This window comes from Streptosporangium subroseum, assembly GCF_900188345.1.
Classification (GTDB): Bacteria; Actinomycetota; Actinomycetes; order Streptosporangiales; family Streptosporangiaceae; genus Streptosporangium; species Streptosporangium subroseum.
Genome location: NZ_FZOD01000014.1, coordinates 32,378 through 45,123, shown reverse-complemented (window position 1 = coordinate 45,123; position 12,746 = coordinate 32,378). Strand labels below are relative to the sequence as shown.

Annotated in this window: 13 protein-coding genes; 7 read left to right on the top strand and 6 right to left on the bottom strand. The window is 68.7% G+C overall.

Features of this window, described 5'->3' with window-relative positions:
- Positions 1-9 precede the first annotated feature (9 nt).
- The 5 genes from CHC08_RS16500 (at position 10) to CHC08_RS16480 (ending at position 4,926) form a co-directional block, all read left to right on the top strand.
- A complete protein-coding gene (locus CHC08_RS16500; protein ID WP_218825333.1) occupies positions 10-813 on the top strand; it encodes an N-acyl homoserine lactonase family protein in 804 nt (267 codons plus the stop codon).
- Positions 814-1,046: 233 nt separating this feature from the next.
- Positions 1,047-1,517 carry a type II 3-dehydroquinate dehydratase gene (gene aroQ, locus CHC08_RS16495; RefSeq protein ID WP_089208177.1) on the top strand — a complete coding sequence of 157 codons (471 nt, stop codon included), beginning with the start codon at positions 1,047-1,049 and terminating at the stop codon, positions 1,515-1,517.
- On the top strand, positions 1,514-2,368 hold the full coding sequence (locus tag CHC08_RS16490) for a shikimate dehydrogenase (protein WP_089208176.1): 855 nt from the start codon (positions 1,514-1,516) through the stop codon (positions 2,366-2,368). Before aroQ ends, CHC08_RS16490 begins: the two co-directional genes overlap by 4 nt.
- A gap of 14 nt (positions 2,369-2,382) precedes the next feature.
- Positions 2,383-4,197, top strand: coding sequence for a bifunctional sugar phosphate isomerase/epimerase/4-hydroxyphenylpyruvate dioxygenase family protein (locus CHC08_RS16485; RefSeq protein ID WP_089208175.1), 1,815 nt, complete (start codon positions 2,383-2,385; stop codon positions 4,195-4,197).
- Positions 4,198-4,251: 54 nt separating this feature from the next.
- Complete coding sequence (locus CHC08_RS16480; RefSeq protein ID WP_089208174.1) at positions 4,252-4,926, top strand: TetR/AcrR family transcriptional regulator; 675 nt, start codon at positions 4,252-4,254, stop codon at positions 4,924-4,926.
- A 120-nt stretch (positions 4,927-5,046) separates the two neighbouring features.
- On the opposite strand, the gene CHC08_RS16475 is transcribed toward CHC08_RS16480, so the two are convergent.
- The gene (locus tag CHC08_RS16475; RefSeq protein ID WP_275937180.1) at positions 5,047-5,328 is read right to left on the bottom strand and encodes a nuclear transport factor 2 family protein; all 282 of its coding nucleotides are present in this window, start codon (positions 5,326-5,328) and stop codon (positions 5,047-5,049) included.
- A 5-nt stretch (positions 5,329-5,333) separates the two neighbouring features.
- Here CHC08_RS16475 and CHC08_RS52405 point away from each other — a divergent pair, with 5 nt between their 5' ends.
- Positions 5,334-5,456, top strand: coding sequence for a hypothetical protein (locus tag CHC08_RS52405; RefSeq protein WP_275937177.1), 123 nt, complete (start codon positions 5,334-5,336; stop codon positions 5,454-5,456).
- Positions 5,457-5,467: 11 nt separating this feature from the next.
- On the opposite strand, the gene CHC08_RS16470 is transcribed toward CHC08_RS52405, so the two are convergent.
- Both CHC08_RS16470 and CHC08_RS16465 read right to left on the bottom strand, forming a co-directional pair.
- On the bottom strand, positions 5,468-6,919 hold the full coding sequence (locus tag CHC08_RS16470; protein ID WP_089208172.1) for an MFS transporter: 1,452 nt from the start codon (positions 6,917-6,919) through the stop codon (positions 5,468-5,470).
- Between the two features lie 69 nt (positions 6,920-6,988).
- On the bottom strand, positions 6,989-8,053 hold the full coding sequence (locus CHC08_RS16465; RefSeq protein ID WP_089208171.1) for a LacI family DNA-binding transcriptional regulator: 1,065 nt from the start codon (positions 8,051-8,053) through the stop codon (positions 6,989-6,991).
- Positions 8,054-8,417: 364 nt separating this feature from the next.
- Here CHC08_RS16465 and CHC08_RS16460 point away from each other — a divergent pair, with 364 nt between their 5' ends.
- Positions 8,418-9,641: an ABC transporter ATP-binding protein gene (locus CHC08_RS16460; protein WP_275937176.1), complete on the top strand. Its 1,224-nt coding sequence runs from the start codon at positions 8,418-8,420 to the stop codon at positions 9,639-9,641.
- A 33-nt stretch (positions 9,642-9,674) separates the two neighbouring features.
- On the opposite strand, the gene CHC08_RS16455 is transcribed toward CHC08_RS16460, so the two are convergent.
- The 3 genes from CHC08_RS16455 to CHC08_RS16445 form a co-directional block, all read right to left on the bottom strand.
- On the bottom strand, positions 9,675-10,418 hold the full coding sequence (locus tag CHC08_RS16455) for a hypothetical protein (protein WP_143653237.1): 744 nt from the start codon (positions 10,416-10,418) through the stop codon (positions 9,675-9,677).
- A 261-nt stretch (positions 10,419-10,679) separates the two neighbouring features.
- Positions 10,680-11,309 carry an ACT domain-containing protein gene (locus CHC08_RS16450; RefSeq protein WP_089208278.1) on the bottom strand — a complete coding sequence of 210 codons (630 nt, stop codon included), beginning with the start codon at positions 11,307-11,309 and terminating at the stop codon, positions 10,680-10,682.
- A gap of 94 nt (positions 11,310-11,403) precedes the next feature.
- A complete protein-coding gene (locus CHC08_RS16445; protein ID WP_218825332.1) occupies positions 11,404-12,726 on the bottom strand; it encodes a right-handed parallel beta-helix repeat-containing protein in 1,323 nt (440 codons plus the stop codon).
- Positions 12,727-12,746 lie beyond the last annotated feature (20 nt).

Here is a 12,746-nt window from a genome sequence, read left to right as displayed (position 1 = left end):
GAGATTGATGTGAGCAGCATCGGGGCAGATGACGAGTTCCGCGTCTACGCGATCCTCTACGCGCGGCGAGACGGGCGGCGTGGCCAGCACTTCCACGGCTACGACGCCCGGTGGGACGAGCCGCATCCGACGGCCTACTACGTCTGGCTGGCGGTCTCCGCGAACCACACGGTCCTCGTCGACGCCGGGATCCATCCCGACCGGGCCGCCGGCGTCGCGGACCTGGAGTATCTCGCCTCCCCTTCCCAGACGCTGGCCGAGATGGGAGTGGCCGCGGAGTCCGTCGACCATGTCGTCCTGACCCACCTGCACTACGACCACACCGGCACGGCCCGCGAGTTCGAGGCCGCACGTTACGTGCTCCAGCGGTCCGAACTCGACTACTGGACCGGGCCGTGGGCGGAGCGCATCGCCAGGGAGCGGTGGCTGGCCTCCGAGAGCGACCTGGCACACCTGCGGACCGCCCAGCAGGAGGGCCGGGTACGGCTCGTCGACGGGGACGCGTCCGTCGTCCCGGGGTTGAGCGTCCATCTGGTCGGCGGGCACACCGCGGGCATGCAGGTGGTCCGGGTGCGGACGGCGCAGGGGCATGTGGTGCTGGCCTCGGACGCGAGCCACTTCTACGAGAACATCGAGGACGACCGGCCCTTCGCGATCCTGCACAGCATGACCGGCATGTACGGAGCGTTCGACCGGATCAAGGAGTTGTCCGACGGCCCGCACCTCGTGGTCGCCGGCCATGATCCGGAGGTGCTCGACCGTTTTCCCCCGCTCTCGGCCTCCCTCGCGGGCCGGGTCGCGGTGATCGCATAAGGTCCGCGCCGGCGCGGATCCGAGGCGATGACGCCGGTCGGATCGGAGGCCGGCCGGCGTCCCGCCGCCACGCCTCATCGAACGTGACCCGGGCGGAGCGGTTCTTCCCAAGGGACCGACCGGCGTTCTGCCGTCGCGCCTCATCGGACGCGACCCGGGCGGGGTAGTTTCTTCCCAGGGGCGAATCGCTGGCTATAAAGTAACGTACTAGTTCGTACATTCAGGAGTGGTCAATGTCCCGCGCCCCCGGCGCTCGCGTACTGGTTCTCAACGGACCCAACCTCAACCTGCTCGGCCGACGCGAGCCGGAGCTGTACGGCACCGTCACACTGGACGAGATCGAGTCTCTGTGCCAGGCGTTCGGCGAGAGGAACGACCTGCCGATCGACTTCCTGCAGAGCAACCACGAAGGCGTGCTCATCGACGCCGTCCAGGAGGCCGGGCAGCACGCCGCGGGCATCGTGATCAACGCGGCCGGCTACACGCACACCTCGGTCGCCCTGCGCGACGCCCTGGCCACCGTGGGCATCCCGATCGTCGAGGTGCATCTGACCAACATCCACCGCCGCGAGGCGTACCGTCGCACGTCGTTCGTCTCCGAGGTCGCGGACGCCCTGATCTGCGGCGCCGGAGCGCACGGCTACGTCCTGGCCCTCACCCATCTATCCCACCTGCTGGAGAAGCTGGAGAAGAAGGACCGATGACCTCCCACCTGGTCGGGCTGATCGGTGCGGGCGTCGGCCCCTCTCTCAGCCCTCCCCTTCACGAGCGCGAGGCGGACCTCCACGGCCTCCGCTATCTTTACCGCCTCATCGACATCGCCGATCTCGGGCTGGACGCGGAGGCCGCCGGCGATCTCGTGCGCGCGGCCCGGCAGCTCGGCTACACCGGGCTCAACATCACCCATCCGTGCAAGCAGACCGTCATCAAGCACCTGGACGAGCTCTCGCCCGACGCCGCGATGCTCGGCGCCGTCAACACCGTCGTGTTCGACGGGGACCGCGCCATCGGGCACAACACCGACTGGACGGGATTCGCCCGGTCCTTCACCCGGGGGCTGCCGGACGCGTCCACGCGCCGGATCGTGCAGCTCGGGGCGGGTGGCGCGGGCGCCGCGGTGGCGCACGCGCTGCTGACCCTCGGCGCCGACCGGATCACCCTCGTCGATGTCCAGCCCGGCCGGGCGGTCTCGCTGGCCGCCGAGCTGGCGGACCGGTTCGGCGCCGGGCGCGCCGGGGCCGCGACCGCGACCGAGCTGGCCGGGCTGCTGCCCGGCGCGGACGGCCTGGTCAACGTGACCCCCACCGGCATGGCCGCGCATCCCGGGCTGCCCCTGCCCTCCGATCTGATCCATCCGGCGCTCTGGGTCGCCGACGTGGTCTACCGCCCGCTGGAGACGGAGCTGCTCCGCCACGCGCGGGCGCTTGGCTGCCGGACCCTTGACGGCGGGGGCATGGTCGTCTTCCAGGCCGCCCACGCCTTCCATCTCTTCACCGGATGCGAGCCCGACGCCGAACGGATGCTCGCCCACCTGACCGATCTCGTCAGTGCCTGAGAGGGAGAAACGACATGCGCAAGTCCATCGCCACGGTGTCGCTCAGCGGCACGCTGGCCGAGAAGCTGACCGCGATCGCCGGCGCGGGGTTCGACGGCGTGGAGATCTTCGAAAACGACCTGCTCGCCAGCCCCCTGTCTCCCGAGGAGGTGCGCGCACGGGCTGCGGACCTCGGTCTGAGCATCGATCTCTACCAGCCGTTCCGTGACTTCGAGGCGGTCCCCGCCGACGTCCTCGACCGGAACCTGCGCCGTGCCGAGCACAAGTTCGACGTGATGGAACGGCTCGGTTCGACCCGGCTGCTCGTCTGCTCCAGCGTCTCTCCCGATGCCGTCGACGACGACGCGCTCGCCGCCGAACAGCTGCGCCTCCTTGCCGAGCGGGCGGCCGAGCACGGGATCAGGATCGCCTACGAGGCGCTCGCCTGGGGCCGCCACGTCAACGAGTATCTGCACGCCTGGCGGATCGCACGGATGGCCGACCATCCATCTCTGGGCGTCTGCCTCGACAGCTTCCACATCCTGTCGCGGGGTTCCGACCCCGGTGGCATCGAGGCGATCCCCGGTGAAAAGATCTTTTTCCTGCAGCTCGCCGACGCCCCGCTCCTCGCGATGGACGTCCTGCAGTGGAGCCGCCACTACCGCTGCTTTCCCGGGCAGGGAGGCTTCGACCTGGCGGGTCTGGTGGCTCACGTCCTGCGAGCCGGATATTCCGGGCCGCTGTCGCTGGAGGTGTTCAACGACGTCTTCCGGCAGGCCGACACCGCCCGCACCGCGGTCGACGCCATGCGGTCTCTGATCGCCCTGGAGGAGTCCGTGGCGAGGCGCCTGCCGCAGGCCGCCGCCCTCCCCGTTCCACCGCGCCCCGTCGTCCCCACCGGATTCGCCTTCGCCGAGCTGGCCGTCGCAGGCGGCGACGAGGTCGGCGCGTTGCTGCGCGCCCTCGGACTCGCGCGTACGGGTGTGCACGGCGGCAAGCCGGTCGAGCTCTGGGAGCAGGGTCAGGCCAGGATTCTGCTGAACGCGGGAGAGCCGGCGGAGGATCCGTCCCTCGCCGCGATCGGGCTGGAGACCCCCGATCCGGCGGGTTCGGTCAAACGCGCGCAGTCGCTGCTCTCCCCGACCCTTCCGCGCCGGCGCGCTCCGCACGACGCCCCGCTGGACTCCGTCGCCGCCCCCGACGGCACCGCGCTGTTCTTCTGCCGTACGGCACAGCCGGACCACACCAGCTGGACCGATGACTTCACCGGCGCCTCCGTGGAACCGGCGCCCGGCGAGATCACCCACATCGACCATGTGGCGCTCACCCAGCCGTGGCACCACTTCGACGAGGCCTCGCTCTTCTACCGCAGCGTCCTCGGCCTGCGACCGCAGGAGAGCCTGGAACTGGCCGACCCCTACGGCCTGCTCCGGAGCAGGGCGATGACCAACTCCGACGGCACGGTGCGCATAGCGCTCAACGTGGCCTACGTCGGCTCGCACGCCTCCCACCCCGACGTCTCCTGGCAGCACGTCGCCCTGGCCAGCCGGGACATCATCGCCACGGCCCGCAGACTTCACGCTCTCGGCGGCGTGCTGCTGCCGATTCCCGGCAACTACTACGACGATCTCGAAGCCCGCCACGACCTGGGGCCCGAGCGGCACCGGATGCTCAGGGAGCTCGGGCTGCTCTACGACCGTGACGCCCGCGGCGAGTTCCTCCACCTCTACACGGTCACCGTCGGGCGCGTGTTCTTCGAGATCGTCCAGCGCATCGGCGGCTACGACGGCTACGGCGCGCAGAACGCGCCCATCCGGCTGGCCGCCCAGCACGCAACCGCTGATCGGTGACTTCGTGGCAATAAGATGAGGCCCGACCAGGACTCGTCATCCCCGTGGAGCCTCATGCCCTCGCAGCCCGCGACCCGCGCAGCCGGGGAACGTCAGCGTGACCCCGACCGTACCAAGGCGGAAATCCTCGCGGTCGCCCAGCGGGAGTTCGCCCGGCACGGCTACGCCGGCGCAAGGGTGGACGAGATCGCCGACCTCACGCGGACGACCAAGCGGATGATCTACTACTACTTCGGCGGCAAGGAGCAGCTCTACATCGCCGCCCTGGAGAATGCCTACTCCGAGGTCCGGGCCGTCGAGCGCACGCTCGACGTGGAGCATCTGGCGCCGATCGAGGCGATCCGCACCCTCGCGGAGCTGACCTTCGACCACCACGACGCCCACCGCGACTTCATCAAGCTCGTCAGCATCGAGAACATCCACCAGGCCGAGCACATCCGCAAGTCGGAGGCACTGGCGAACCTGGGCACCCCCGTGCTCGACGTGATCTCCCAGATCCTCGACGCGGGCCAGGCCTCCGGCGACTTCGTCACCGAGGCCGACGCCGTCGACGTGCACATGATGATCAGCTCGTTCTGTTTCTTCCGCATCGCCAACCAGCACACCTTCGGCGCGCTGTTCGGGCGTGACCTGACCGCTCCCGAGCACCGGGACAGGCATCGCACGATGATCGGCGAGATGGTCGTCGCCTACCTCACGGGCGCGGGCGAGCGCACCCCGTCCTCCTGACAGCGCCGAGGTCGGCGAAGCGGAAGCCCCTCTCCTCCTGAACGGCGATGCCTCGGGTGCATGTCGGCGCTCCCCCGCCGTCCGATCGGGTGAGCAGAAGCGGCCGGCCCGGCATGGTGGTCAGGCGTTTCGGGCCTGGGCGACTCCGGCGGCGTCCATGTAGTCGCGGCAGTGGACGATGTGGCCGTCCCTGACCCGGAGGACCAGCAGGCCGGGCACCCGGAACCGGCCGCCGGTGGTGTCCACGACGCCCATCGTCTCGTGCTCGACGACTATCACCTCGGAGTCGGTGGTCTCGTAGGTGACCACGTTGCGGATCTCCTCCACCCGCGCCGGACTCGCGCCCCACATGACCCGGTATCCGGCGCGGATCTTTTCGCGGCCCTCGAACCGGGGCGGCAGGCATCATGCTCGGTGTCACCATCGGCCACCAGCTGCTCGATCTCGAACCCCTGCGCGACGCGCCCCAGGAGGAGATCGACCGTCTCATGCGCCCCTGCCTGCTCGCGCTCCTCCAGGACCCCGTCTAACGACCTCCGGGCTACTTCGTGGCCGCCGACAGGGGCGGGGTGAGGTCCTCCAGGGAGACCCGTTCGGCCTTGACGCCGAGCAGGATGGTGACGAGCCCGGCGACCACCATCATGGCCGCCGCGACCAGGTAGCCGTAGAACAGGCGGGTCGGGTCGGGGTTCTGTTGATTGCCGATCAGGGCGCCGAAGATGGTCGGGCCGAGCGCGCCGAAGCCCTGGGCGATGGCGAAGAACACCGCGATGGCCAGAGCCCGGATCTCCAGCGGGAACAGCTCGCTGACGGTGAGGTAGCCGGAGCTGGCCGCCGCGGAGGCGACGAAGAAGATGACCGACCACAGCAGCGTCTGGGTGGTCGCGGTCAGCAGGCCCTCCTTGAACAGCCAGCCGGTGCCCGCCAGCAGGAGGCCGGAGACGATGTAGGTGGAGGAGATCATGGGTTTGCGGCCCACGGTGTCGAAGAGCGGGCCGAGGACGATCGGGCCGAGCAGGTTGCCCGCGGCGAAGGCGAGCAGATACAGCGCCGCATCCGAGGGGCTCACCCCGTAGAACTGCGAGAGCACCAGCACGTAGGTGAAGGAGATCGCGTTGTAGAGGAACGACTGGCTGATCATCAGGGTTGCGCCCAGGATCGACCTCTTCGGATATTGCCTGAAGGCCACCCGGAGGACGTCGCGGTAGCCGACCTCGCCGTGCGGCCGGACGACGAGAGTCCGGCTCTCGTCCACCGGCGGCAGCTCCCCGCCGGACTCGCGCACGTGCTCCTCGATCTCCCGGACCGCCAGCTCGGCCTCCCGCTCCTTGCCGTGCATGACCAGCCAGCGCGGGCTCTCCGGCAGGTGCCGCCGCAGGCTCCAGACCGCCAGGCCGAGCAGCGGGCCGATCAGCAGGCCGAGCCGCCAGCCCAGGTTGACCGGGAGCAGGTCGGGGTTGAGGAGGACGTACGTGGAAGCCGTTCCGATCATGGCGCCCAGCCAGTAGGTGCCGCTGACCGCCAGGTCGACCCGGCCGCGGTATCTGGCGGGGATGAGCTCGTCGACGGCCGAGTGGATCGCCGCGTACTCCCCGCCGATGCCTACGCCGGCGAAGAACCGGAACAGCAGCAGCCACCAGTAGGAGAAGGAGAACGCGGTGATGCCGTTGGCGATGAGGTAGAGGCCGAGCGTGATGATGAAGAGCTTGCGCCGCCCGAACCTGTCCGACAGGCGCCCGAACACCAGCGCGCCGACGACCTCGCCGATCAGGTAGATCGAGGCGGCGAACCCCACCTGGACCGTGGTCAGCCCGAGGGTCTCCCTCTCGCGGAGGACGTTGCCGACGGCGCCCGCGATCGCGATCTCCATGCCGTCGAGCACCCAGGCCACCCCGAGCGCCACCACCATCCTGGTGTGGAACCGGGACCAGGGCAGCCGGTCGATCCGTGCGGGGATGAGTGTTCGGATGATCTGGTCCTTCGGCGCCCCCATGGCCACTCAGTGTAGTGATCCATCACGTGGAGTCACGTGTGGCGGGCGCTGCGGCAAGTGGTCGACGCTCTAGCGGCTTACCAGGGGGCCCGAGCCCGTCGAGCGGCGCACGACCAGCTCGGGCTGGAACATCAGCTCGACGTGCTTGCCCCGCACGCCCTTGATCTCCTCCAGCAGGGTCGCCACGGCCGCCGAGGCCATCGCGCCGATGGGCTTGCGCACGGTGGTCAGCGGCGGGTCGGTGAAGGCGATCAGCGGCGAGTCGTCGAACCCGACGACCGACACGTCGCCGGGCACCGACAGCCCTCGGTCCCGGCACGCCCTGATCACGCCCAGCGCCATCAGGTCCGAGGCGCACACGATGCCCGTGCACCCCCGCTCCAGCAACTGCGCCGCCGCCGCCTGGCCACCCTCCACCGAGAACAGCGAATGCGAGATCAGCTCATCCACCTCGCCGACCCCCAGCAACTGCGCCATCGCCTTGCGATAGCCCTCGATCTTCCGGATCACCGGCACGAACCGGCCCGGACCCACCGCCAGACCGATCCGCTCATGCCCCAGATCCACCAGATGCTGTACGGCCAGCCGCGCCGCCGCCCGATCATCCGGAGAGATGAACGGCGCGTCGATCCGGTCGCTGTAGCCGTCGAGCAGGACGATCGGCAGCCCGCGGTCGGTCAGGCGGATGTAACGGTCCATCTTGGCCGTGACGTCGGCGTGCAGTCCGGAGACGAAGACGATGCCGCTCACCCCGCGGTCCATCAGCAACTCGGTGAACTCGTCCTCGGGGGCCCCGCCGGGCAGTTGGGTGCAGAGCACGGGGGTGTAGCCGTGCTGGGTCAGCGCCTTCTCGATGGCCTGGGCGAAGGCCGGGAAGATCGGATTGTCCAGCTCCGGGGTCACCAGGCCGACCAGGCCGTTGCTGCGCTGACGCAGCCGCTGCGGACGCTCGTAACCCATGAGGTCGAGCGCCGTCAGCACCGCCTGCCTGGTCACCTGTGACACGCCCGGTTTGCCGTTGAGCACCCGGCTGACCGTGGCCTCGCTGACCCCGGCCTGCGCGGCGATGTCGGCCAGCCGGATTCCCGCCCCGTCAGGGCGGGGACGAGGGGTCCGCTCGAGTCCACGGTCCATCAGAAGCTACCCCACCATGCGCTGAATCGGGCGCGAACCAATCCGCGTTCGACACCCTCGCGTGAAACTCATTTCCGAAACTTTTCGCAAACTGTAACATCCCTGGGTCTCGGGCCAGAGCTGCCACGTCAAACCGCGCATTCCTTAACCCACCCACACAGCATGGAACTCGAAAGTAACCGACAGATGTGCGATTTCTAACGACATCTATGGACACATGGGCAAGTGTCGCGATGTACTACCTCATCAATTACACGGCTGGGATCCGGGCAGCGGAGTCCGGGAGGAACGAGCGCGCATGAGTACCGTCGTCCTCGATAATGTGAGCAAGGTTTACCCCGGGGGGTTCCTTGCGGTTGACCGCATGAATCTGCGCGCCGAAAATGGGGAGTTTCTCGTCCTGCTGGGACCGTCCGGCTGCGGCAAGTCCACGCTGCTCCGGATGATCGCGGGGCTGGAGGACGTCACCTCCGGAGACCTGTGGCTGGGCGGGGAGCTCGCCAACGAACTCGCTCCGCGCGACCGCGACGTCGCCATGGTCTTCCAGAACGGCGCGCTGTACCCGCATCGCACGGTGCGCGGCAACATGTCCTTCCCTTTGGAGATCGCCAAAGCCGACCCGGCGATGATCAGGGAACGCGTGATCGAGTTATCCAAGGCCTTGCACATCGACGAAACACTTGATCGCCGCCCTGGAACACTCTCCGGCGGTCAGCGCCAGCGCGTCGCGATGGGCCGCGCGATCGTCCGCCAGCCCTCGCTCTTCCTGATGGACGAGCCGCTGTCCAACCTGGACGCGGGCATGCGCACCGAGCTGCGCATGGAGATCTCCTCGCTGGTCCGCTCTCTCGGCGTGACCACGGTCTACGTGACACACGACCAGGTCGAAGCCCTGACCCTGGCCGACAGGATCGCCATAATGAACCGCGGCGTCCTGCAGGACGTCGGCACCCCGGGCCAGGTCTACAACGACCCGGCCACCGCCTTCACCGCGGCCTTCCTCAGCTCCCAGCAGCTCAACCTTCTCGCGGCCACCGTACGCACGCCGCAGAACCAGTTCATCCTGCTGGACTTCGGCCCTCACCAGATAATGATTCCCTGGACCGACCCCAGGGCCTACGTCATCTCCCAGCACGTCGGCAACCAGATCATCGTCGGTCTCCGCCCCGACTGCCTGGCACCGGTTCCCGACACCTTCGAGGGTCCGACCTTCATGGGCCGCGTCCGTGCCCTGGAGTATCACGGCCACGAGTGGCTCGCCTATGTCGAAAGCGGCCTGACCGCCGTGGCCGTGCCCGAGCCACCGGATCCCCGCCACCGGGCCAACGGCCTGGCGTCCTCCGTCCCGGGCGGCCGCACCCGTGCGATCATGCGCCGCCTGATGCCCCGTTCCGTCCCCGAGGAGGCCGAGCCCCACCAGACGCAGGAACAGGTCGGCGGCGGCACCCACCGCCGGGCCGATCTCATCGTCCGCGTGGGGTCCCGTCCGGTCTGGCGCTCCGGCGAGCCCGCCCGGGTCGGCATCGACGTCACCCGGCTGATGCTCTTCGCTCCCGACGGCTCCCGTATCGACCCTCCCCACCGCTGACTTAAACAATCAACGCAATTCAACAAGCGGTTGTCAGGTTGGGTGGATCGTCTTACCAATGCTGTCGAACAGTTCCTGCTTGCCATCCTGATCGGTGCTGAGGGTGACAATGCAGGTCTTATCCTGCGCGGGAACGTAATACTGCGTGCCTTTAACGGTGAGGCCGTTGGTCGTGAACGAATATATGACCCGCCCCGCCGAACCGGAATCGATCGGCATCTCCGCCGCCTCGGAGACCTTGGCGTTAAGCTGCTCCAACTCCGTTCTGGCGGAGGTCATCAGCTCGTTCACCGTGGTCCTGGGACCGGACTGGCAGTAGCCGTTGAGGTTGGTGGCGAACCTGTTGGGTGACGTCTCGGTCGACGCGGGATCGGACGCCCAGACGGCCTTGTTGTCCACCAGTGTCTGCAGGCTCTGCTTGGCCCGCTCCAGTGAGGGACCCGACAGCCCGCTGCTCCGCAGACCCTGCTCAAGATCATCCTTGCTGAGGTCGAGCGCGATCCAGTTCTCGGGGACCGCGACGACGAGCCCGCTGGCGACGCTGCCCACCGGCTTGAACCCCTCGGGCATGTCGGTGGTCGCGGGGGTCTTGGGTGCGGGGGTCTCGGGCGCGGGACTTTCCTGCGTGGAGCTCCCCGGTGTGGGGGTCTTCGTCTCCACGCTTCCCATCGGGATCATCACGGTGTCGGCCCAGTAGGCATCCCCGCAGGCCGTGGTCGTCATCAGGCACAGCCCCAGCAAGCCCGTGGTCACGATGAAGTGGCGCTTACGCATCACGCTGTCCTCCTCACGGCCCGGTGAAGGCCCGATCCCGATATGACCTGCGGCATCTATCGGGGGGACATCGGATGAGCCATCAGGGTGTCGCGATGGCCGTCCTGCCTGACGGGTCGTGGTGAGCCGCTCGTGGCGGGCGGCGCTCCGGCATCGGTCACGAACCGCCCGGCAGCCAGGTCATGGGGAGCGGCGCGGCGCCCCTTGATCTCCCATACCCCATGACCGGCATGCCGGAAACGTCCCAATTAGAGAAGGTCCGGGTCAGCGGCCGATGATGGAGACGATCTCCAGGACGCGCATGACACGGTCCAGTTCGGCGCGGTGGAAGGCCGGCCCCTCGGTGCGCGCGAGGATCAGGTGCAGGCTCGCGCCCGGAACGGGCAGGCTCATCAGCTGGTGACGGCCCGAGCTGAGCGTCGAGGGGCGCAGGGAGGTGAGGTCGGCCATCTTGACGCCGACGAGACCTCCCGACTCCTCGAAGGACGGAGCCTGCCAGCTGTGATGGACGATCTCGTTCCGCTCCGAGGACACGATGACCGCCCACTCGGCACTCGCCAGGTCGGACACGGCGTCCACGAGGGTGGCGAAGGCCCGGCCCGGATCGGCGGCGACGTGCTTGAGCAGGTCGTAGTCGGGCGCGGTGCCGGGGATCTCACGGGTGGGCCAGACGCCTTCGACCCGCATGCCGGGCACGACCGACAGGCGGTCCCTGACGGTCTCCGCGTCCGGGGTGCCGGGCCAGGAGACGGTGAAGTCGTCCACCGCCCGGCCCGTCTCGCGTTCGAGCACCGTCACCTGGAGGATGTCCGCGCCCAGTGTGCCGAGCACCCGGGCGGCCTGCCCCAGAGCACCTGGTCTGTCGGGAAAGGACACCCGTAATCTCAACATCATGCCGATCACCTCGCTCTGGACACCAGGGTGTCCTAGACAGGTTTCACAGAGGTTCCGAGGAGATATCCAGGATAAAACCCACTATCGGTAAGGGTCATTTTTGATATGCGCCCGAGGCGGGAGCGGCGGGCAGGGGTGCGCCCGACAGATCGCGGGCCAGCGCGGCACCGCCGAACCACTCGGGGCCCAGCTTGAGGGCGCGGCCGAAGGCCGGGGAGCCGGGACTCAGGTGCAGGTCCTCGCGGCTGCGGAAGCGGGGATCGGCGATGATCGACCGGGGGCCCAGCTTGAACCTGTGGGAGCGGCCCTGATAGACGTTGCCGCCCTCGTCGGCTCCGCCCTTGCCGTCCTCCTCTCCGATCCGCCCGCCGACCATGATGACGTTGTTCCTCAGTCTGAGGATGGCGGGCGAGCAGCCGTCGCCGCAGGACCAGCCGATGGTGTCGCGAGCGGGCAGGTAGACGGAGTTGTGCACCGCGATGGTGCCCTTCACCGGGCCGATGGGACTCCCAGGGCCTCGGGTGATCAGGAAGGAGCCCCTCTTGCGGGAGGAGGTCACCACGTTCTGGGCGAACACGTTTCCGTCGGCGGTCTTGCCCTTCCTCGCGCCCAGCTCCACGAAGGTCTCGTTGTCCCTGGAGACATTGCGGGCGACCCGGTTGCGGTCGCCGTTGTACACCTCGACGGCGGCGCCGTCGGTTCCGTAGTCCTCGCTTCGCGCGTAGCTGTCGACGATCACGTTTCCGACGACGAGGTTGTCGTCGCCGTTGAGCAGCACACCGAAGGCTCCGGAGTCGTTGTCGCCTCCCTTGTCGTTGACGCTCATGCGGTTGTTGGCGCTCAGCACGCTGTTCCTGACGGTGTTGTGGGCGCCGATGAGCTGGACACCGGTGACGTTGTGGTCGGCGTGCACGCCGACCAGCTCGTTGTGGTCGCCCCTCACCTCGAAGCCGGCCCACTGGCAGCCGCCGGCCCGCAGCCCGGCCACCCGCACATACGCGCCCGCGATCACCACGCAGGCGGTGCTGCCGGTGATCCTCGGGTCCGCACCCTTGCCGTACGGCTCGACGGAGATGGGACTGGCGGCCGTGCCGCTGCTCCTGAGCCTCAGGGTTCCCTGCCAGTCACCGCCGCGTTTGAAGCGCACGGTGTCGCCGGCGCGCAGCCCGGTGGCGTTCACCTTGTGCAGGGAGCGCCAGGCCGTCGCCTCCGAGGTGCCCGCGGCGGAGTCCTTGCCGCCCCTGGAGTCCACGTAGTAGACGGTGCCCGCCGCGGCCGTTCCGGTGGCCGCGACAGGCACCGGAACCGCCGCGGCGGGCGCCCGCACGGCGCCGAGGGGTGCCGGCACGGCGAGGAACATCCCGCTCACTGTGAACGCCCCCAGTACGGGAACGGCCCATCGCCTCGTCGAGTCCACCTGCACGCTCCATCGCCGTC

Bases quoted from the DNA above. Each gene is read 5' to 3' on its own strand.
- CHC08_RS16480 (WP_089208174.1), top strand. From the start codon at position 4,252: ATGCCCTCGCAGCCCGCGACCCGCGCAGCCGGGGAACGTCAGCGTGAC.
- CHC08_RS16470 (WP_089208172.1), bottom strand. From the start codon at position 6,919: ATGGGGGCGCCGAAGGACCAGATCATCCGAACACTCATCCCCGCACGG.
- CHC08_RS16465 (WP_089208171.1), bottom strand. From the start codon at position 8,053: ATGGACCGTGGACTCGAGCGGACCCCTCGTCCCCGCCCTGACGGGGCG.
- CHC08_RS16490 (WP_089208176.1), top strand. From the start codon at position 1,514: ATGACCTCCCACCTGGTCGGGCTGATCGGTGCGGGCGTCGGCCCCTCT.
- CHC08_RS16485 (WP_089208175.1), top strand. From the start codon at position 2,383: ATGCGCAAGTCCATCGCCACGGTGTCGCTCAGCGGCACGCTGGCCGAG.
- CHC08_RS52405 (WP_275937177.1), top strand. From the start codon at position 5,334: ATGCTCGGTGTCACCATCGGCCACCAGCTGCTCGATCTCGAACCCCTG.
- aroQ (WP_089208177.1), top strand. From the start codon at position 1,047: ATGTCCCGCGCCCCCGGCGCTCGCGTACTGGTTCTCAACGGACCCAAC.
- CHC08_RS16460 (WP_275937176.1), top strand. From the start codon at position 8,418: ATGAATCTGCGCGCCGAAAATGGGGAGTTTCTCGTCCTGCTGGGACCG.
- CHC08_RS16450 (WP_089208278.1), bottom strand. From the start codon at position 11,309: ATGATGTTGAGATTACGGGTGTCCTTTCCCGACAGACCAGGTGCTCTG.